The sequence below is a fragment of the Marinobacter sp. LA51 genome (assembly GCF_030297175.1).
Lineage (GTDB): Bacteria > Pseudomonadota > Gammaproteobacteria > Pseudomonadales > Oleiphilaceae > Marinobacter > Marinobacter apostichopi.
The window spans coordinates 1,572,884-1,592,531 of the sequence record NZ_AP028070.1 but is presented as its reverse complement, the minus strand read 5'-3'; the positions used below and the strand labels follow the sequence as shown (position 1 = coordinate 1,592,531).

The 19,648-nt window shown below is 56.8% G+C and carries 17 protein-coding genes and 2 tRNA genes; 9 read left to right on the top strand and 10 right to left on the bottom strand.

Annotated elements, in window-relative coordinates:
- The first annotated feature begins 24 nt into the window (after positions 1-24).
- Entirely contained in the window at positions 25-657 is a 633-nt protein-coding gene (locus QUE89_RS07370) for an arylesterase (RefSeq protein ID WP_286222552.1), read from the top strand.
- A 15-nt stretch (positions 658-672) separates the two neighbouring features.
- Here QUE89_RS07370 and QUE89_RS07365 read toward each other — a convergent pair whose 3' ends face one another.
- Positions 673-1,680 (bottom strand): YheT family hydrolase, encoded by a 1,008-nt coding sequence (locus QUE89_RS07365; RefSeq protein ID WP_286222551.1) that lies wholly within the window; start codon positions 1,678-1,680, stop codon positions 673-675.
- A 123-nt stretch (positions 1,681-1,803) separates the two neighbouring features.
- Between QUE89_RS07365 and QUE89_RS07360 the strand changes: the two genes are divergently transcribed.
- Positions 1,804-1,879, top strand: a tRNA-Asn gene (locus QUE89_RS07360).
- A gap of 55 nt (positions 1,880-1,934) precedes the next feature.
- On the opposite strand, the gene QUE89_RS07355 is transcribed toward QUE89_RS07360, so the two are convergent.
- Positions 1,935-3,224, bottom strand: a complete 1,290-nt coding sequence (locus tag QUE89_RS07355; protein ID WP_286222550.1) for a M18 family aminopeptidase — start codon at positions 3,222-3,224, stop codon at positions 1,935-1,937.
- Positions 3,225-3,346: 122 nt separating this feature from the next.
- On the opposite strand from QUE89_RS07355, the gene QUE89_RS07350 reads away from it, so the two are divergent.
- Complete coding sequence (locus tag QUE89_RS07350) at positions 3,347-3,832, top strand: hypothetical protein (RefSeq protein ID WP_286222549.1); 486 nt, start codon at positions 3,347-3,349, stop codon at positions 3,830-3,832.
- A 107-nt stretch (positions 3,833-3,939) separates the two neighbouring features.
- Entirely contained in the window at positions 3,940-4,560 is a 621-nt protein-coding gene (locus QUE89_RS07345) for an outer membrane beta-barrel protein (protein ID WP_286222548.1), read from the top strand.
- A gap of 3 nt (positions 4,561-4,563) precedes the next feature.
- Here QUE89_RS07345 and rlmKL read toward each other — a convergent pair whose 3' ends face one another.
- Entirely contained in the window at positions 4,564-6,738 is a 2,175-nt protein-coding gene (gene rlmKL / locus QUE89_RS07340; protein WP_286222546.1) for a bifunctional 23S rRNA (guanine(2069)-N(7))-methyltransferase RlmK/23S rRNA (guanine(2445)-N(2))-methyltransferase RlmL, read from the bottom strand.
- A 315-nt stretch (positions 6,739-7,053) separates the two neighbouring features.
- Here rlmKL and rmf point away from each other — a divergent pair, with 315 nt between their 5' ends.
- A complete protein-coding gene (rmf, locus tag QUE89_RS07335) occupies positions 7,054-7,266 on the top strand; it encodes a ribosome modulation factor (protein ID WP_094191138.1) in 213 nt (70 codons plus the stop codon).
- 180 nt (positions 7,267-7,446) lie between these two features.
- Here the strand turns inward: rmf and QUE89_RS07330 are convergent, their stop codons facing one another.
- Positions 7,447-8,493, bottom strand: a complete 1,047-nt coding sequence (locus QUE89_RS07330; RefSeq protein ID WP_286222545.1) for a quinone-dependent dihydroorotate dehydrogenase — start codon at positions 8,491-8,493, stop codon at positions 7,447-7,449.
- A 403-nt stretch (positions 8,494-8,896) separates the two neighbouring features.
- Here QUE89_RS07330 and QUE89_RS07325 point away from each other — a divergent pair, with 403 nt between their 5' ends.
- A complete protein-coding gene (locus QUE89_RS07325) occupies positions 8,897-10,057 on the top strand; it encodes a cation diffusion facilitator family transporter (protein ID WP_286222544.1) in 1,161 nt (386 codons plus the stop codon).
- A 9-nt stretch (positions 10,058-10,066) separates the two neighbouring features.
- Here the strand turns inward: QUE89_RS07325 and QUE89_RS07320 are convergent, their stop codons facing one another.
- Positions 10,067-11,566 (bottom strand): RimK family ATP-grasp domain-containing protein, encoded by a 1,500-nt coding sequence (locus tag QUE89_RS07320; RefSeq protein WP_286222543.1) that lies wholly within the window; start codon positions 11,564-11,566, stop codon positions 10,067-10,069.
- Between the two features lie 201 nt (positions 11,567-11,767).
- On the opposite strand from QUE89_RS07320, the gene QUE89_RS07315 reads away from it, so the two are divergent.
- Positions 11,768-12,886 carry a GNAT family N-acetyltransferase/peptidase C39 family protein gene (locus QUE89_RS07315; protein WP_286222839.1) on the top strand — a complete coding sequence of 373 codons (1,119 nt, stop codon included), beginning with the start codon at positions 11,768-11,770 and terminating at the stop codon, positions 12,884-12,886.
- Here QUE89_RS07315 and uvrB read toward each other — a convergent pair whose 3' ends face one another.
- A complete protein-coding gene (gene uvrB, locus QUE89_RS07310; protein WP_286222542.1) occupies positions 12,887-14,944 on the bottom strand; it encodes an excinuclease ABC subunit UvrB in 2,058 nt (685 codons plus the stop codon). It abuts the gene before it with no gap.
- Between the two features lie 182 nt (positions 14,945-15,126).
- Here uvrB and QUE89_RS07305 point away from each other — a divergent pair, with 182 nt between their 5' ends.
- Together QUE89_RS07305 and QUE89_RS07300 are read left to right on the top strand one after the other, a co-directional pair.
- The gene (locus tag QUE89_RS07305; protein WP_286222541.1) at positions 15,127-16,311 is read left to right on the top strand and encodes a pyridoxal phosphate-dependent aminotransferase; all 1,185 of its coding nucleotides are present in this window, start codon (positions 15,127-15,129) and stop codon (positions 16,309-16,311) included.
- A gap of 94 nt (positions 16,312-16,405) precedes the next feature.
- Positions 16,406-16,481, top strand: a tRNA-Asn gene (locus QUE89_RS07300).
- A 504-nt stretch (positions 16,482-16,985) separates the two neighbouring features.
- Here the strand turns inward: QUE89_RS07300 and pyrF are convergent.
- The 4 genes from pyrF to QUE89_RS07280 form a co-directional block, all read right to left on the bottom strand.
- The gene (gene pyrF, locus QUE89_RS07295) at positions 16,986-17,696 is read right to left on the bottom strand and encodes an orotidine-5'-phosphate decarboxylase (protein WP_286222540.1); all 711 of its coding nucleotides are present in this window, start codon (positions 17,694-17,696) and stop codon (positions 16,986-16,988) included.
- 30 nt (positions 17,697-17,726) lie between these two features.
- Positions 17,727-18,896 carry a lipopolysaccharide assembly protein LapB gene (gene lapB / locus QUE89_RS07290; protein WP_286222539.1) on the bottom strand — a complete coding sequence of 390 codons (1,170 nt, stop codon included), beginning with the start codon at positions 18,894-18,896 and terminating at the stop codon, positions 17,727-17,729.
- A complete protein-coding gene (locus tag QUE89_RS07285) occupies positions 18,896-19,198 on the bottom strand; it encodes a LapA family protein (RefSeq protein WP_286222538.1) in 303 nt (100 codons plus the stop codon). Before QUE89_RS07285 ends, lapB begins: the two co-directional genes overlap by 1 nt.
- A 64-nt stretch (positions 19,199-19,262) precedes the next feature.
- Complete coding sequence (locus tag QUE89_RS07280; protein ID WP_041338916.1) at positions 19,263-19,559, bottom strand: integration host factor subunit beta; 297 nt, start codon at positions 19,557-19,559, stop codon at positions 19,263-19,265.
- Positions 19,560-19,648: the final 89 nt, after the last annotated feature.

The following is a 19,648-nucleotide window of genomic DNA, read 5'->3' as shown; positions in this document are numbered from 1 at the left end:
GGATTTAGGGTACTCGATTTGTTTATGCATACGGCACGGCTGTGGGTCAGATCAATCCTTTTCATTGCACTGGCCTGGTTGATGGCGCCAGTGGCACTGGCCAATCAAAACACACTTCTGATCGTTGGCGACAGCCTTAGTGCGGCTTACGGTGTTCCCTCGGACCGAGCCTGGGTTCAGCTGCTGCAGGAGCGCCTGAACAACAATGGCCTGAGCCAGTGGAACGTCGTCAATGCCAGCATCAGTGGTGAAACCACCGGCGGTGGCGCGCGGCGCCTACCCGGCCTGCTGGCCGATAATAGCCCGGATGTTGTGGTTATTGAACTTGGCGGCAACGACGGCCTGCGCGGGTTTCCGCCGAACGTCATTGAGTCCAACCTGGCACAGATGATCACCCAAGTGCAGGATGCAGGTGCCCTGGCAATCCTCGTCGGTATGCAGATCCCGCCGAACTACGGCCAACGCTACACCCAGATGTTCGCTGAGATCTTCCCGAAACTGTCGGACCGCTACAACACCGCGCTGGTTCCCTTCTTTTTGCAGGGCGTGTACGACCAGGAGGGCATGATGCAGGACGATGGCATTCACCCAAGTGTCGAGGCGCAGCCAAAACTGCTGGAGAACGTGTGGCCGGTGCTCAAACCAGCCCTGAACTGAACCTCCCCTGATCGGCTAAGAACAGATATTGCGGAGGAACGCGATGGCGCGGCGTTCCGACCAGTAATAGCCGTCGCGGGCGTGCTCAACAAAGCCGACATGCCCACCCCAGCGTGGCGCCTCGACGCGCACGTGGGCTCCTAGAAGATTTCGTGATTCCGGAAAGCAGCTGCGAGACAGGAACGGGTCGTCAGCGGCATTGACCATCAACGCCGGCACCCGAATGTCCCGGAGCCGCCCAAGCGCGGACGCCTGCGCCCAATAGTCCACCGCACTGCGGAAGCCATGCAGGGGCGCGGTGTAGCGATCGTCAAACTGATGAAAATTGCGAATGGACTCGAAGCCGGACACATCGATCAAATCCGGGAATTTTTGCGCTTTTTCGCGCATCTTCCAATGAAGATCCTTCAAGAAACGCTGCATGTAGATGCGCCGCGTTGGCCGGGAAAGCACCTCGGCGCTGCCAGCCAGATCGCACGGCACCGAATAGGTAACAGCACCGCAGATCCGGCTGTCGATCCGCTCTCCCTGCTCGCCCAGATAAAGCAAGGTCAGGTTGCCACCCATACTGAAGCCGGACAGAAATAGTGTGTCATAGGCCTTGCTCAAGCCATGGTGAATAACACGCTCGAGATCAGACGTTGCCCCACTGTGGTAAAACCGGGGCTGCCGGTTCATTACACCGCCGCACGATCGATAATTCCAGGCCAGCACATCCCAGCCCGCACTCAACAGGGCTCGGGTAATGCCCAGCACGTAAGGCCGCCGGCTATGCCCTTCCAAGCCATGGGAAACAATGGCAAGGCGATCACTGCCCTGGCGATACCAGTCGAGATGAAGTTCATCGTCATCGTCAGTAGGCAGAACCTCGGCCTGGGGCGAGATCATGTCGACCTTGCGAAACAGCGTCGGCCAGACCGACTGAATGTGGCCGTTACGTAACCAGGGGGGTGGGTGATACTGCAGGCGGTCCGGCTTTACATTCGCGGGCAAAGGTTGAGGAGCAGATTCGAAAGCAGTCATAACGACACCTCCCTGTCACTACGTACTACTGAACACTGGCTTTCGTACAATTTTTAACCTTTTAATTCAGGGGGTTGACCCGGCCCACCAAAGCACTTAATATGCGCGCCACTCTGATGCTGTTCCCCGATAGCTCAGTTGGTAGAGCAACGGACTGTTAATCCGTTTGTCGCTGGTTCGAGCCCAGCTCGGGGAGCCACTTTTCCGGAATGCCGCTACTTCATACGAAGCAGCGGCATTTTTCGTTTCAGGTCTCACAAAACCTGTTCGCGCTGCATGAATTCGGTCAACACCCTAAATAGAGTATAGCCATCCTCAGTGCCGATGAGCTCCCGAATCGAATGCATACCGAATTGCGGCACGCCAATATCCAGCGTGGTGACACCCAGATTACCAGCCGTAATTGGCCCAATCGTGCTGCCACACCCCATATCACTGCGCACCACAAACGACTGATGTGGCAAGCCCAGTTCATCGCTGATGTGACGATAAACAGCGGCTGACCGGCTGTTGGTCGCATAACGCTGGTTGTGATTGATCTTGATCACCGGCCCCTGATTCAGCAGCGGACCATGGTTTTCATCGTGTCGGTCCATGTAGTTGGGGTGAATACCGTGGGCATTATCCGCGGAAATCATCATGGAGCGGGCAATAGCGCGGGCCCTGCCGGCACCGCACCAGCGATCCAGAACCGATGACAGGAACGGCCCCTGGGCACCCTCAGCGGACATGCTGCCGACTTCCTCATGGTCATTGCAGACCAGCAGCGCGGCTTCGTCTCCAGAGGCAGTCAGCAAGGACTGCAGGCCGATGTAGCAACTGAGCAGGTTATCGAGCCGGGCGGAGGCGATGAATTCATCACGCAGGCCGACAAACGAGGCTTCGCGGGCGTCGTAAAAGCTCAGCTCGTAACCAAGCACCTTGCGCACCTTCAATCCAGATTCAGTCGCAATCTGCTGGCGCAGCAAGTCGGCAAAGCTGGTGGTGTCGCTTTCTGGCACCTGCATCAGCACTGGCGGCAGATCAGTCTGTGGGTTTACGGTGCGGTTGCTGTTAGCTTCCCGATCGAGGTGGATTGCCAGACTGGGAATGAACGCCACCGGCTTGCGGAAATTGATCAGACTGTCCCGAACCTCGCCCGCCTCATCAAGAACGGTAACTCGTCCGGCCAGGGACAAATCGCGGTCGAACCAGGGGTTTAGTAGCACACCGCCGTATACTTCGACACCCAGCTGAAAGAAACCTTTGCGGCGAACTTCCGGATTCGGCTTCACCTTCAGACAGGGACTGTCGGTGTGCGCGCCCACCATGCGAATCCCGGAGGCGGTTACATCCCGCTGACCAGCTCGAAAGGCGACAATGGAAGAGCCATTTCGGATGACGTAGTAGCCCTGCCCCGAGGCAAGCGACCAATCGTCTTTTTCGTCGAGCTCGACAAAGCCGGCGGCGTCCAGTCGATCTTTCATCGTCGACACGGCATGCCATGGTGTTGGCGATGAATCCAGAAACTTCAGCAAATCTTTGTTAAATTCAGCGTGTTCCATGATGTCCCTGATTGAATGATAATTGCCACAACAGTATGGCATGAAGCCTTGATGGCTCATACTGGCTGCACGGACATTCCTTATGCCCTAATCACACTCACCCGTCGCAAGCGGAGCTCAGCGTGCAAGCACCCAGATTTCTTGATATTGAATATTGCCAGACCGACGATGTCCTGTTTCCCGTTGCCATGGCCTGGTCCCTGGCCGACGGCCGCATGAAAACCGTGGTCATCAGCCCCGAGGACGCATGGCTGCCAGACGATGGTGACTTGGGTGACTTCGACCTTCGCTATCTGGAAGAACAGGGCGTACCGCCGCTGGAGATAGCACGCGAACTGCACGAAGACCTGCCGGACCAGACTGTCTACGTGGACGGCCTGGACCCGGATGAGATCCTGATCGACAAGCTGTTCAGCGCCATCGGGCAAGACGCCCCGTTCGAAATTGCTCCCATCACCGAGCTGATCACCAGCCTGGATAGCGACACCCTCGAGGACCGCCGCCGGCAGTTAATGATCGATGAGGGCCTGGAGCCACAGCTTCCGGAAAACGGTGTGTACGCCCTGCTTCTGTTGGCCCGCGAAGAAGGCCTGTTTGACGCAGACTAGTGCTGACCAGGAATCGACACAGGGAAGTGTGACACGGGTCGACGTAACAAACGGTTACACAGGGCAAGATCAGGCCCGTACCGTTGACGTCAGGAAGCCCGATAATAATGAACAAGGTTGTGCGAACATCCCTGCTTGCCGCGCTGATTCCAGCTACACTGATGACCGCTTCGTCTGTTTTCGCCCAGGAAATGGCCTCTGACAAGGCCCGGGAAGACATGCACTACGTGGGATTACTGGCCACTGCCTTTAATCATCGCTCTGTCGGAACCGTCACCAACGAGGCAGCCTGGGGCAATGGCGCCACACTGGTAGTTGGCGGCCATATCACCGATCTGTTCCACGCCGAAGTCCGCGCCGGTGGTGGCATCACCGATGCCGACGTACCCAACAGCAACCTGACCCTGGCCATCGACTATTTCGCCAGCTGGTACATCGGCATGCATCACCCGATCACCGACTACGCCAACGTCTACGGCCAATTCGGTTTTTCTCACATCAGCGGCAAATCCGAATTGAAGCGGCCCGAGGCCGCCCAGAACCGCCAGTTTCAACTCTTCGAGGAAGACTTTCCTGGCAGCAGCTTCAGTGTCAGCTGGCTGGTTGGCCTCGACATCGAACTGCTCGACAACACCTACCTGGCCTTCGAAGGCGGTCGACTGTTCGAAGATACTGAAACGAACGTAAATACGTTCCAGTTCTCCGGCGGGTTACGGTACGAGTTCTAAGGCTCAGCTTTGATGGCGGATATGCCAGCACCGGTGAATCCGGGCGTTGCGCTGGAAGTCCTTGTCCAGCGTGCTGGCGCTGACTTCTTCGATATCAAATTCCGCGGCCAGATCGTCATCCAGCTTGAAGCGACGGAAATTGTTGGAAAAAATCAGCAAGCCTTCGGAGTTCAGGCGAGCCATGGCCTGGCGCACCAACCGGCCATGATCTTTCTGGATATCCAGCACCCCGGCCATTCTCGCTGAGTTGGAAAAGGTCGGTGGGTCCATGAAAATCAGATCGTATCGCTGATCCGCTGTCGGCTTCGAGGCCAGCCAGGCCAGGCAATCAGCCTGCTCCACGATATGCTTCCTGGGATCGGCCCCATTCAGGGCCAGATTATCCTGGGCCCAGTTGACATAGGTTTTCGACATATCAAGGCTCAGCGAGCGACTGGCGCCACCGGCCACAGCGTGCACAGTAGCCGCTCCGGTGTAACAGAACAGGTTCAGGAAGCGCTGACCCTTGGAGTGCTGCTGAATCCAGTGCCGAACCGGTCGATGATCCAGAAACAGGCCGGTGTCCAGATAATCCTTCAGGTTCACCTTCAGCGCACAGCCGTGCTCGTGCACCCGGAAGAACTCACCACTGGCCGCCTGCTTTTCGTATTGGCTGGTGCCGGACTGGCGCTGGCGTTGTTTGCACACCATATCCTCGCGCTCGATACCCAGAGCCTCGGGTATAACCGCCAGCGCCTCTGCCAGGCGCTCCCGGGCTGAACGCTCGTCAACGGTCTTCGGAGCAGCGTATTCCTGAACGTGCACCTTGCCCTCGTAAACGTCAATGGCCAGAGCAAACTCGGGCATGTCGGCATCGTAGAGGCGATAGCAGCCGATGCCCTGCTTGCGTGCCCATTGACCAATACTCTTGCGGTTTTTCTTCAGACGGTTGCCAAGCATCGCCGCCCGTTCCTCATTGGCGATCTTGGGCGTGATCTCGCCTGGTATGTCCGGCTCATGGGGCGTCATCGCGCTGACTTCGTCTACGGTGAATAACAGCAGCTGAGCCGGCAGCTTGCCATTGAACAACCGGTACTGCTTGTAGCTCCGCAGACCAATGGACTTGCCGTATTCCGGTGCACCGGTAAACACACCCAGACGCCAACCCGGCAGCAGGCGCTTGACGGTATCGCCCAACGCCCGATACAGGGTACCCAGTTCACGTCGCTCGCTCAGCCGTTCGCCGTACGGCGGGTTGACCAGCACCAAGCCCGAGGATGCCCAGTCACCTTCTAGGGCCAGATCGGCAATCGCGCTACTTTCCACCTGCACCAGGCCCTGCAGTCCAGCCCGTTCGATGTTGTTCCGGGCGGTCGAAAGCACCCGACTGTCCTGATCAAAACCCGCCATTCTCGGCAGTTTTCGCTGCTTGCCTTCATGGGCCCTGCGCTCAGTTTCCTGTCGCAACTCCAGCCACAGGTCGGGTTGGTGCCCAAGCCACTTCTCAAACCCGAAGTGTTCCTGCTTGCGTCCCGGCGCCAGATCCAGCGCCATCATGGCCGCTTCGATAACCAAGGTGCCGGAACCACACATGGGATCGACAAAATCGCCGCCGTTCTGAGCCAACTCAGGCCATCCGGCACGCATCAACAAGGCCGCAGCCAGGTTTTCCTTCAGAGGAGCCGCGCCTTTTTCGGTGCGGTAGCCGCGCATGTGCAGGCTGTGACCACTCAGGTCGATGCCCAACGACAACCGCCCCCGATTCAAACGAGCCGACACCGTGACATCAGGCATCTTGGCCGCCACAGAGGGGCGCTGACCACCACTGGCGCGGAACCGGTCGACGATACCGTCTTTGACGCGCTGGGCCCCGTACTGAGTGTTGCGGATAGCGTCGTTCTGCCCAAGAAAGGTCACCCGGAAACTGCCGTTAACAGGAATGTGCTGCTGCCAGTCCATGTGCACCACGCCGTCATACAGCAGGTCACCGCTGGTGGCGTCAACCTCGTCCAGATGAAGAATGACTCGGTTAGCGAGGCGAGACCATAAACAGGCTCGGTAACCGCCTTCCAGACTACCCTCCGCCCAGACACCGGCCGGTGCATTACGCACAGGTTCCAGGCCGAAAGTACTGAGTTCGTCTGCCAAAAGGTATTCAACCCCTTTTGGGCAGCTTACGAAAAAGACGGATTTGGACAAGTTCAACTCCTGGTTCACTTGAGTTCGGGTAAGTTTCCGGAATAGCAGACTTTAAGCCGCCAGCCATTCTTCGTTATTTCATACAACTATAAAAAAAGCGTCATATAGATGAAATTATTAGTGTACATCCGCTCGACGTTCGAACTACCTTGTAGGTGACGCGTCGTTCCGGAGGCAAATATAAGTCTCCGTTAACAGGATCCTGACTGCTCTGGCTTGAGCTGACAATAGTGGGTTATCCCGGAATGGGCCCTCTGTCCTCGCCACTGCAGATGTGTACACGCTTGTTCTGTTAATCCATCAGTGAGGAACGGCATGAAAAGACAGAAGAGAGACGTTTTCGCTCGTGCATTCAAACGGGGTTATCTAGCCGGCGTATCAGGTAAACCTAAAGACAGTTGCCCCTCAGAACAAATGGAAGTTCGCCAGGAATGGCTAAACGGGTGGCGTGAAGGCCGCACCGATAACTGGGAGGGCATGACCGGAGTTTCCGGCATCCACAAACTTTCAAATGTCACGTCGGCGTGACAATTCATTACAACCCCGGATCTTGATCTGGTCTTTTGTACACAATTTGAAGCAGTAGCTTAAAAACCAAAGAGTAACCCAAACGGGGCCTCCCGCCCCGTACCATGCGAAGAAGCGCCACGGGGTTCATTCCCCGCACGGGCCCGCTAAGCGGGCCCATTTTTTTTGCCTGCTGAAAGCTCAGGGCGCTGTCGCTAGCTCTCCACCCTGCTCCAGATGACGAATGGCTTCCACCGCCTCCCGAATCAGCTCGGGGCCACGGTAGATGAACCCGGTATAGATCTGCACCAGCTTGGCACCGGCGCGAATCTTTTCTGCCGCACTCTCGCCATTGGTAATGCCGCCTACCCCTATGATCGGCAGTGACTCACCCAATTCAGCGTAGAGACCCTCAATCACTCTCAGAGACGCCTCCCGAACAGGTGCACCGCTAAGCCCGCCCGCCTCACCCGCGTACGCGTGACCGGCAACAGCGTCACGACTGATCGTGGTGTTGGTGGCAATCACCCCATCCAGGCCAGTCTCTTTCATGGCGGAGGCCATAAAGCGAATTCCGTTGTCATCCATATCCGGAGCAATCTTTACCGCAATGGGAACGTAGCGGCCCAGCTGGCTCTGACATTGAAGCTGCTCGTCTTTAATCGACGCCAGCAACTGTTTCAGCGAATCACCAAACTGAAGGTCCCGCAGGCCTGGCGTGTTGGGCGATGAAACGTTGACGGTAATGTAGTCCGCGCGCGTGTAGACCGCACGGATGCCTTTGCGGTAGTCGGATTCCGATTCTTCGTTCGGCGTGTCCTTGTTCTTACCCACATTGATACCGAGAACGCCCTGGTAGCGCCGCTTATCCACCCGATCCAACAGGTGCTCAAGCCCCTCGTTATTGAAGCCCATGCGATTAATGATCGCCTGGTGCTCCGGCAATCTGAACATTCGCGGCTTGGGGTTGCCCGGCTGTGCCAGCGGGGTAACGGTACCGACTTCAATAAAACCGAAGCCCAAGGCACCCAGGGCATCCAGATGATCGGCGTTCTTATCCAGACCGGCGGCCAGTCCCACGGGGTTGGGAAAATCCAGCCCCATAACATTCACTGGAAATGAATCTATTTTCGGTGAGAATTTACTCAGCAAGCCAATCCGATTGATCGCATCGAGGCCATTCAGTGCCAGGTTGTGAGCCTGCTCGGGCGGCAGCCGGAAAAGCAGGTTACGAATTAAGCCGTACATCTGAAAACTCCTTGCATTTCGGTGAGCGGAGTATACCGGAAGTTGTCCACAGCATCGCCGCACGTGAAAAAAATGAGGTAAATAGCGGCCGGGAGCCACTCTTGAAATCTTTTCCACGGAATCTGTGGATAAACCTGTTGAAAATCCCGGGGCAACGGGTGCCATCCCTTGATAACTGCGCCCGCCTACAGATTGATCATTTTTTAACCAGTTAAATTTATCTTTAATTTCAGTTACTTATAAATATTTTGATAAGGTGTTGAGTAAACATGGACAAAATGTTAGCTGGTCACAGTTTCGCAACACTGTGCATAAAAAAGTCAAAATGGGCCTGAAAAAGCGATTCAGCCCTTGACGGGGAATAACGTTATAATTAAGCACCCCCCCGATTCCGGAGTCCTTCATGAACGAGCCGGCCTCACCCGCTCAACAACACCGCCAAAACCTGGCCGGTGAAAAAAAGGCGGCATCCCGGGTCACCATCATCGGCATGATTCTGGATGTGGTACTCGGTCTCATTAAAGTCATCGCAGGCACTCTTTTTCATTCCCAAGCCCTGCTAGTTGACGGCATTCACTCATTTACTGATGTTGCCTCCGATCTGGTGGTGCTCGGAGTGATGCGGGTATCCCGAAAAGAGCCCGATCAGGATCATCCCTACGGTCATCAACGGATCGAAACCTTCGGCACCCTGGTTTTGGGCAGCATCTTAATTGCAGTGGGTGCAGCGCTGGCGTGGGAAAATACCTTACGGTTGATCGAGGGTAAAGCCGACATCGTTCCCGGATGGCCGGTTCTGTTGGCAGCGGCTATATCGGTCGCCAGCAAGGAGTGGATCTACCACTACACCCGCCGCGTTGGTCTGGCCATTCGCTCCGACCTTATCCTCGCCAACGCCTGGCATAGTCGATCGGATGCTCTTTCGTCTGTTGTCGTGGTGCTTTCAACTATTGGGGCGATGGCAGGCTTTCTCTGGTTGGACGTGCTGGCAGCGGTCGTCATTGCCGGCATCATCATCCACATTGGCTGGAAATTTTCCTGGGACAGCGTGAAAGAGCTGGTCGATACCGGCCTGTCTCCCGCCGATACCGAAATGCTCAAGGACATTGCCCGTCAGACCGATGGCGTGCGCAACGTACACGAGCTGCGAAGCCGGCGTATGGGCCACGACATTTTACTCGACATCCACCTACTGGTCCGGCCCGACATCAGTGTTTCCGAGGGACATCAGATCGGCATGCAGGTGGTCAGCGGCATGCGGCACGCGCTCGACAACATTCGTGACATCAACTTTCATATTGATGCCGAGAACGATGAAGACCACCTACCCACTTCAGAGCGTTTGCCCCACCGGGATGAAATCCGCAGTGTACTGGTCGACCACGTTGGGGAATTGCCGTCAAACACCCGGCTCCGACTGCACTACCTGAAAAACAAGGTGCACCTGGAACTGTTCTTTGACACCTCGGCAGGCAGCGACATACTCACCGCCGAACGAATTCGGGGTGAGTTGGCGGGCTACAGTTGGCTTGGCAGTGTGCGGGTGTGGGTCAGTGGCCCCTGACACCCGGCATTACCGGCGTCGGTTGGCCTCCATCCGGGACAGGAACTCCTGCATGATCAGGGTGTAGAGTTCGCCCCCCAGGAACCGATCCTCTACCCCGGCATCGATACTGGGGTTATCGTTAACTTCGATGACCGCCACGCGATTGCCCGACTGTTTGATATCGACACCATAGAGCCCATTGCCAATCAGCTTGGTGGCGCTCAGGGCTGCCTGGATCACATTGCGCGGGACCTCATAGGTGGGCATGGTCTCGAAGTCACCACTTTCGCTAGTCGATTCGCCATGCTGATAAATCTGCCAATGGCCTTTTACCATCATGTATTTGCACGCATAGATGGCACGGCCACCGAGCACTCCGATACGCCAATCGTAATCGGTGTACAGGTATTCCTGGGCCAGCACCAGAGCCGACTGCTTGAACAGCTCCTTCAGGCCCGCACGCAGTGATTCCTCATCTTCCGCCTTGGTCACACCCCGGGAAAAGGCACCGTCCGGTATCTTGATAACCACCGGGAAGCCCAGCTCATCCATCACCTGCTCCACGGCCTGCTTCTGGTCTTTCGACAGAATCAGGGTCTTGGGCGTAGGCACCTTGTTGTTCTTCAACAGGTCAGCCAAAAAAACCTTGTTGGTGCAGCGAAGGATGGACACCGGATCATCAATCACCACCATCCCCTCGGCTTCGGCCTTACGGGCAAAACGGTAGGTATGATGGTCAATGGCGGTGGTTTCCCGAATAAACAGACCGTCGTATTCCGGCAGGCGCATGTAATCGCGCCGGGTTATCTGCTCAACGTTGATACCCAGCTTGCGGCCGGCTTTCTCGAATCGTGTAAGAGCCACCTTGTCACTGGGCGGCATTTCCTCGTCCGGATTCACCAGCACCGCCAGATCAAAGCGGTAACGGCGACGAGCCCGAGGCTTGCGCCAAACCATGCTGCTGAAACGGTCCAGGGCGGCGGCAAACACATCCTGCTCGCGTTCTTCCAGATCAGCCGGAGCTGCCGGCTTCATGGATTCAATCTGCCAGCCTTTGCGACGCTTGAACACCACCTCGAGAATCGGACAGGGGAAACGCTCAAACAGCGCCCGGGCCACCGGCTTCAATTCCGGATGCTCGACCTGACCAAAATAGGTCCGAATACGCACCTCGTGGGTAGCATGGCGTTCATCCTTGGACGGATCAATGGCCGAGCCCGAGGCTTCCAGCCATTCCAGGACGCTACTATCCAGCTCTTCCAGCTCAAGTGAGAACAGGCCCTTTCGGCTCAGGTCGTTCAGCGTCATCACCGAAGGCACCACATGGTGACCACGGGCTTCCGCCAACAGGGAGCAATAATAGCCACGACTGAGGTACTTGGCGCTTTGGCAAAGGTTGATCACCCGCACCCGGCTGTTGGCCGGTGTCGTAAACTGCAGGTACTGATCAAACGTCAGTACGTCTTCACTGGGGTAATACGGAGACCAGTCTTTCGCGCGGTCCACCACAATCAACAATCGAGACATCGGGGGCAATCCTCCCTGAAGGTTGAGCCCTGATCAATTTTCGCAACAATACGCCTGGACGGGTACCCGCACAATCTTCGAATAATGCGTGCTTTTACGCATACTTGAGCTATGTTCCAGTAGCCCACTTCCTCTCATAATACCCACGTAAGGGAAGCGTTCTGCATGCCCCGACCCGTTACTCGCCTAGGCTCCATCACCATGACCGACCTCCTGCTCCGACAGGCCACGACTGCCGACCTGGATGCGCTTGTCCGTCTCGAGAACCTGAGCTTCGATGAAGACAGGATTTCCCGTCGCAGTTTTCGCCGTTTTCTCGAGGTGCCCAGAGACCGACTAATCGTCGCGACTCTGGCCGGCGAACTCGTGGGCTATGCCCTGGTGCTGATGAATGCAGCCACCCGGTTGGCCCGCATCTATTCCATTGCTGTTGCCCCTTCAGCCCGGGGCCGCGGTGCCGGAGAAAAACTGATTCGGGCGGCGGAACAGGAAGCGGTCGAAGCCGGCCGTATTGTGATGCGCCTGGAAGTTCGTGAGGACAACCAGTCTGCCATCGGTCTCTACGAGCGCCTGGGCTATCGCCAGTTTGGCACATACCGTGACTATTACGAGGATCACGGTAACGCGCTGCGCTTTGAACGACGCATTCTGTTTTACGAACCCTCCGGGAATTTCCCGGAAGTACCCTACTACCCTCAAACCACAGATTTTTCCTGTGGTCCGGCAGCCCTGATCATGGCCATGGCTGCGCTGGACGAAGGCCAGTCCCTCAGCACCCTTGAGGAATTAAAGCTCTGGCGCGAGGCCACCACCATCTTCATGCTCGCGGGCCACGGCGGCTGTGGCCCCCATGGTCTGGCGCTGTCTGCCTGGAACCGTGGCTTTCATGCCAGCGCGTGGATCAGTAAAGAAGGCGCCCTGTTCAAGGACACGGTGCGGAACGAGGACAAGAAACGAGTACTGGAGTTGGTGCACGAGGGTTTTCTGCACGACATCGGCCAGACCGAGATAGAACTGCGTCATGACCCGCTAACACTTGATGGAATGGAGCGGGCACTTCACCAGGGTCGCATCCCGGTTATTCTGATCAGCACCTGGCAATTGAACCGCAGCCGGGTGCCACATTGGGTAACCGTGTGTGCCATCGACGATCAGTTCGTCTACCTGCACGATCCGGAAATTGACGTCGAGGCAGGGGAAACCGTGGCCGACAAGCAATACCTGCCCATCGACCGCCGAATATTCGACAAGATGTCTCGCTACGGCAGCCTGCAGCCGCTTCAAGCCGCAGTCATTGTCGGCCCGAAACGAGAGCCCTGATCAGCCGGTCCGCAGGGCAGCCTCCTTGAGCTCCGAGATCTCATCACGGAGCCGCGCTGCAGTCTCGAAATCCAGATTCGAGGCCGCTTTGTACATGTCATCCTCAAGGCGAGACACTTCTTTAAGCACCTCTTCAGGGGACTTGTTGCCGGTCTTGGCCCGGTACTTCTCGGCTTCTTCCGCCGCCTTTTGGCCCGGACGTTCGGCCTTACGACGACCACGACCGCCACCACCGGCTCCCTCCATGATATCGGCAATCTTCTTGTTCAGACCCTGCGGCGTAATACCGTGCTCTTCATTGTGCTCGGCCTGCTTGGCCCGCCGGCGAGCCGTCTCATCAATCGCTTTCTGCATCGAGCCGGTAATCCGGTCGCCATAAAGGATCGCCCTGCCGTTCACATTCCGCGCGGCCCGGCCGATGGTCTGAATCAGCGAACGCTCGGAGCGCAGGAAGCCTTCCTTATCAGCATCCAGTATGGCGACCAGCGACACCTCGGGCATGTCCAGGCCTTCCCGCAGCAGGTTGATCCCGACCAGCACGTCGAACTCACCCCGGCGTAGATCGCGGATAATCTCGACGCGCTCCACGGTATCGATGTCGGAATGGAGATAACGCACTTTGATGTCGTGCTCCATCAAGAAGTCCGTGAGGTCTTCGGCCATGCGCTTGGTCAGCGTGGTGACCAGGACCCGCTCCTTGATCGCCACCCGGGCGTGGATCTCGGACAGCAGATCGTCCACCTGGGTGGACGCCGGCCGGACTTCGATTTCCGGATCCAATAAGCCAGTCGGCCGGACCACCTGCTCGACCACCTGACCAGCGTGCTCGGCTTCGTAGGTGGACGGCGTTGCCGACACGAAGATCATCTGGGGTGCTATGCGCTCCCATTCGTCAAATTTCATGGGCCGGTTATCCAGTGCCGATGGCAACCGGAAACCGTATTCCACCAGGGTTTCCTTGCGGGACCGGTCGCCTTTGTACATGGCGCCAATCTGGGGAACGGTCACGTGGGACTCGTCCACCACCAGCAGGGCATTGGCCGGGATATAGTCGAACAAGGTCGGGGGCGCCTCGCCGGGGCGACGGCCTGATAGGTAACGGGAGTAGTTCTCGATGCCATTGCAGTACCCCAGCTCCATCATCATTTCGATGTCGTAGCGGGTGCGCTCCTCCAAGCGCTGGGCTTCCACCAGCCGGTTGTTGTCGCGCAACTGCTGCAGACGTTCATCAAGCTCAACACGAATATTTTCCACCGCATCCAGCACCTTCTGGCGCGGGGTGACGTAATGGGACTTCGGGTAAATCGTCACTCGAGGCACTCGGCGCAGCACCTCACCGGTGAGCGGATCGAAATAGCTGAGGTTTTCCACCTCGTCATCGAACAGCTCAATACGGATGGCTTCCTTCTCGGATTCAGCCGGAAACACATCGATGACGTCACCGCGAACCCGATAATTGGCGCGATGGAATTCGATGTCATTCCGGGTGTACTGCAGCTCCGCCAGACGGCGCAGGATGAAGCGCTGGTCGATCTCATCGCCCCGATCAAGGTGCAACATCATTTTCAGGTAGGACTGCGGATCACCCAGACCGTAGATCGACGATACCGTGGCCACGATGATTGCGTCGGGCCGCTCCAACAATGCTTTGGTTGCCGACAGCCGCATCTGCTCGATGTGCTCGTTGATCGACGCGTCCTTTTCGATGAACGTATCGGACGACGGCACATAGGCTTCGGGCTGGTAGTAGTCGTAGTAAGAAACAAAGTACTCCACCGAGTTGTCCGGGAAGAACTCGCGGAATTCCCCGTACAACTGCGCGGCCAGCGTCTTGTTGTGGGCCATGATGATGGTGGGCCGCTGGATCTCCTCGATCACCTTGGCAACGGTGAAGGTTTTGCCGGAGCCCGTGACACCCAACAGAGTCTGGTGAGCCAGGCCGGATTCAATGCCATCCACCAAGCCCTCGATAGCCTTCGGCTGGTCACCAGCGGGCTCGAAGGGTGAATCGACCCTGAACTTCCCTTCGTTTACGGTACTCGGCTCGTTCTTGGCCATAATAGGCAGACAACCTCCGGTTTTGACGGACATGGCCAGGAAAAGGCCCCACAGTCCAGAAATTTAGCGTTATGCCGGCTTCATGATACCATCGGAGTAATCGACGGTCGGGAGAAAATAAGTCATTGTGCCTATTTCCGCCCGTCGCAGCCCTATCAGACGCAGCTTTAAGGAGCGCAAGTTTGGATCTTCAACTTTCCAGCCGAGTACAGGCTATCAAGCCCTCTCCCACCCTCGCAGTCACCAACAAAGCAGCGGAACTCCGCGCAGCCGGCCAGGACATCATTGGCCTGGGAGCTGGCGAGCCTGACTTCGATACCCCAGATCACATCAAACAGGCAGCCATCGAAGCCATCAACAACGGCCAGACCAAGTATACGGCTGTGGATGGTACGCCGGCCCTGAAGAAAGCGATTATTGCGAAGTACAAGCGGGACAACGGCCTGGATTACGAAGCCAATCAGATCTTGGTAAGCAGTGGTGGCAAACAGAGCTTTTTCAACCTCGCACTTGCCACGCTGAACCCCGGTGATGAAGCCATTATTCCGGCGCCCTACTGGGTGTCCTACCCGGACATGGTTCTGGTTGCCGAAGGTAAACCAGTTATTCTCGAAACGGGTGCCGACACTCGCTTCAAGATCACGCCGGAACAGCTGGAAAACGCCATTACCGAACGGACTCGTCTGTTCGTAATCAACAGCCCGTCCAACCCAAGCGGTATGGCTTATACCCTGGAAGAGTTGCAGGCGATTGGCGAAGTGCTGAAGAAGCACCCGAACATCATGATTGCCACCGACGACATGTACGAGCCCATTCTCTGGACCGGCAAGCCGTTCTGCAACATCCTTAACGCGACGCCGGAGCTGTACGATCGCACCTTCGTTCTCAACGGTGTTTCCAAGGCCTATTCCATGACTGGCTGGCGCATCGGTTACGCCGCCGGCCCCGCCAAGATCATTGGCGCCATGAAGAAGATCCAGTCCCAGAGCACGTCCAACCCGTCGTCGGTGTCACAGGCGGCTGCCCAGGCGGCTCTTGATGGCTCACAGGACTGTGTTGGCGAGATGGTCAGCGCGTTCAAGGAACGCCACGACTGGCTCGTAGAGGCGCTGAATGGGCTGCCCGGTGTGGATTGCTTGCATGGTGACGGCACCTTCTACGTATTCCCGAGCTTTCACGCCGCAATCGAAGCCGACAAGGACGCCAGCACAGACGTCGAGTTCGCCGAGAAACTGCTGACTGAAGCCGGTGTCGCCCTGGTTCCGGGTTCCGCCTTTGGTGTTCCAGGCCACATGCGACTGAGCTTTGCCACCAGCATGGACAACCTCAAGCAGGCCATTGAACGCCTGCAAAAGGCCCTTGGTTAAGACTCGGGAAACGCCCTCGGTCAAAAAGTTTGAGCGAGGGGTTGACGAGGCGGTATAGCCAACTTAATATACGCGCCTCGTCACACGACGACGTTCCCCGATAGCTCAGTTGGTAGAGCAACGGACTGTTAATCCGTTTGTCGCTGGTTCGAGCCCAGCTCGGGGAGCCACTATTCTAAAAACCCGCTAATTCTCTGAGTTAGCGGGTTTTTTATTGCCCTCTACTTTGGTTTTTTGGCACTCCTAGCCTGCGAATATAGGTGTTAGGGAGCGGCCGTGCCTACTTGTCAAAAACCGCTACAAGCACATCCGTGTGCGCTTGTTTCCGGCCATCCATGGCCTCCTACATTTTTGACAAGTAGGCACAACCACCCCCTCCCCGACTCCTCCGATATCTTGAGCTTTCAATGTCCTTAAGAAGCCAACTCCAAGCCCCTTTCCCTTTCATACTCAGTAGTTGCTGTTCCAAGGAAAAACCAGAGGAGAGAAAGACTATTTCTCCGAAGAACGAATCGGTGGTGTGGGGCTACCCTCCCAAAAATGTGGGAGGCCATGGATGGCCGGACACAAGCGCACATGGACGTGCTCGAAGCGGTTTTTGGGAGGGTAGCCCCACACCGCCAGCCCGACAAAACGGAAGGCTGGCGCAGGAGCTACGAAACGAGACGGAGAAGTTAGAGGCCGACCACCTCAGCGTGAATCGCCTCCAGCGCCGCCAGAGGGTCAGCCGCCTGAGTAATCGGGCGACCGATCACGAGGTAGTCGGAACCAGCTTTGAGGGCGTCACTGGGTGTCATAATGCGTTGCTGGTCGCCCTTGTCGGCGTTCAGTGGGCGGATTCCGGGGGTGATCAGCTGGAAGTCTGCGCCCTGCTCGGCTTTGAGTTTGGGAGCCTCCTGGGCCGAGCAGACGACGCCGTCGAGGCCGCAGTTTTTGGTGAGGGTCGCCAGGCGTGAAACCTGGGCTTCAGGCGAGTCAGTGATACCAATGCCGGCCAGATCGTCCCCAGACATGCTGGTGAGTACGGTGACTGCGATCAGCAACGGACGTTCGGCGCCATAGGATTCCAGCCGCTCCCGGCAGGCGGTCATCATCTTCTCACCACCCGAGGCGTGAACGTTGACCATCCACACACCGAGATCTGCCGCCGCTGCCACGGCGGCCGAGGTTGTGTTCGGGATATCGTGAAACTTCAGGTCCAGGAACACATCGAAACCGCGCTTCTGCAGGCGATCTACCAGCTGCGGGCCACTGCGGGTGAACAATTCCTTGCCTACCTTGAGCCGACACTTGGTCGAGTCCAATTGCTCTACCAACTCTACAGCCGGTTTCTCCGATGGAAAATCCAGGGCGACAATGATCTTCGGATCGTTTTGGTTTTGCACGTTATAAACCCTACAGAATGCTTTAAAGAATTATTCGGCCTCTACACCCTGAATCGGGCGAATGGTCTCCCACTGCTTGCAGCTGGGACAAAGCCAATGCAATTGCTGGCCGGAGAAGCCGCAGTTGGCACAGCGGTAGATCGGCCGATTCACGAGAATCAGGTGGCCGATGCGACTTACCAATCGGCCCTCATCGGTGGTCATACCCTTCTCATAACCGGCCATCTCAACCAGCCGCAACAGACCCCGGACACTCGGGCGCACCTCAAGCTCCTGACGAAGCAGCTCAATGGCAGCATGGCGCCCGGACGATCGCTCAACGGACTCCACCAGCGCCAACAAGAGACTGGTACTGGGGTAGCTCTCGTAAAGCTTCCGCAGCTTTTTGCCGAGCCGTCCAACATCGCCGTGCTCCTGCTCCAGCTTCATCAACCGATCCACAGCCTCGGGACCAAATTCTGGATTCTGATCGAACACCTTCAAACTCTGATTCGCGGCTTCCCGGAAGCTACCCTGGCGGATCTGTAACTTCATCAGAATCAGCGTGGCACGAACGCAGGACTGATCATAATCCAACGCCTGTTTGCAGAGCTTTTGGGCGCCCCACCGGTCATCTTCACGCAGCGCATGCTCGGCCCGCTCACAGGTGAGGTAAGCCAGCACCTTGAACATGGCTGGATCGGCATCACCTTTAGTCAGCGCCCGCGCCACGTCGGCCGCCTTGCCCCACTCTTTTTCCTGTTGATACAGCTCGATGAGTTGCTGCGACGATCCACGACCATAATCGCGATCGCCCATCAGCTCCTGGAGCAGCGCCTCGGCCCTGTCCAGCAGGCCCGCCTTGAGGTAGTCCTTGGCAAGCTCGAGGGTAACCTGGGGAGAAAAGCGGGTAGGTAACTCAGGGCGCGCCAGCAGATTCTGATGAATAAGAATAGCGCGATCGGTCTCGCCCTTTAGGCGGAAATGGCTGCCAATCGACAAATGCAGGCTGACCGTTTCTTTGTTCACAGCCAGGGACTGCACAAAGTTCTCGACGGCTTGATCGGAGTAATTGGTAAAGAGGAACTGGAGGCGGTCGCGCACCGACTCTTCATCAGCGATCGGGGTGCTGGACCTGCGACGGCTTTTGCCAAGCCGGCCTGCAAACCAGCCGGCAGCAACCGCTATCGTCAGCAGCAGCCACTGAAGCACTATATCCATTAAAGAGTCCGGTCGGTCTGGGCCCTGGATTTCTCCAATGCCTGCTCGGCACGATTAAGTCGTTTCTCGAGGGTTCGCCGGGACACCGAATTTCGAACGGTGGCCAGCACGGTCATCAACACGCCCACGAGCGCACCAATGATGAAAGCCATAATGATCCAGACGGCGACGCCGTGAGGCTGGGTTTCAAACAACAGGAAGTTGAGCGATACCGCCATCTGATTGTTAAGAGAGAACACAAGTGCCAGCAGGACAAGGACCAGTACTAACAGAATAATGAAGATTTTCTGCAATCCTGCCATAGCAATAACGCTCCCAAAACGGACTAAAAAGAAGCCCGGATTATACAAGTTCCCTGATGCTGCGTCAGAAGCCTTTTTTCAGGCTGTCATTGACCTGTTCCCGCAACTCTTTGCCAGGTTTGAAATGCGGCACGAATTTAGCGGGCAGTTGCACGGCTTCGCCAGTCTTCGGATTGCGACCAGTTCGTGCAGCCCTGTGATGCAGCGAAAAACTGCCAAACCCACGAATTTCAATTCTCTGGCCATCGGCGAGCGACTGAGACATGTGTTCAATAATAGTTTTTACAGCCAACTCGACGTCTTTAACGGAAAGCTGACTTTGCTTGGACGCAATCAGCTCGACCAGTTCGGACTTCGTCATGAGGCGCTTCCCTCTTTCTTTATTATGTGTCCGCCGGATACCGGACTCTCATGACTCCTAGTTTAGCCAAACCAAAAAAAAACACAAAA

Bases quoted from the DNA above. Each gene is read 5' to 3' on its own strand.
- QUE89_RS07370 (WP_286222552.1), top strand. From the start codon at position 25: ATGCATACGGCACGGCTGTGGGTCAGATCAATCCTTTTCATTGCACTG.
- uvrB (WP_286222542.1), bottom strand. From the start codon at position 14,944: ATGGCCAAGAACGAGCCGAGTACCGTAAACGAAGGGAAGTTCAGGGTC.
- QUE89_RS07315 (WP_286222839.1), top strand. From the start codon at position 11,768: ATGACCGACCTCCTGCTCCGACAGGCCACGACTGCCGACCTGGATGCG.
- QUE89_RS07330 (WP_286222545.1), bottom strand. From the start codon at position 8,493: ATGTACGGCTTAATTCGTAACCTGCTTTTCCGGCTGCCGCCCGAGCAG.
- QUE89_RS07355 (WP_286222550.1), bottom strand. From the start codon at position 3,224: ATGGAACACGCTGAATTTAACAAAGATTTGCTGAAGTTTCTGGATTCA.
- QUE89_RS07285 (WP_286222538.1), bottom strand. From the start codon at position 19,198: ATGGCAGGATTGCAGAAAATCTTCATTATTCTGTTAGTACTGGTCCTT.
- QUE89_RS07325 (WP_286222544.1), top strand. From the start codon at position 8,897: ATGAACGAGCCGGCCTCACCCGCTCAACAACACCGCCAAAACCTGGCC.
- rmf (WP_094191138.1), top strand. From the start codon at position 7,054: ATGAAAAGACAGAAGAGAGACGTTTTCGCTCGTGCATTCAAACGGGGT.
- lapB (WP_286222539.1), bottom strand. From the start codon at position 18,896: ATGGATATAGTGCTTCAGTGGCTGCTGCTGACGATAGCGGTTGCTGCC.
- QUE89_RS07365 (WP_286222551.1), bottom strand. From the start codon at position 1,680: ATGACTGCTTTCGAATCTGCTCCTCAACCTTTGCCCGCGAATGTAAAG.
- QUE89_RS07280 (WP_041338916.1), bottom strand. From the start codon at position 19,559: ATGACGAAGTCCGAACTGGTCGAGCTGATTGCGTCCAAGCAAAGTCAG.
- QUE89_RS07345 (WP_286222548.1), top strand. From the start codon at position 3,940: ATGAACAAGGTTGTGCGAACATCCCTGCTTGCCGCGCTGATTCCAGCT.
- QUE89_RS07320 (WP_286222543.1), bottom strand. From the start codon at position 11,566: ATGTCTCGATTGTTGATTGTGGTGGACCGCGCGAAAGACTGGTCTCCG.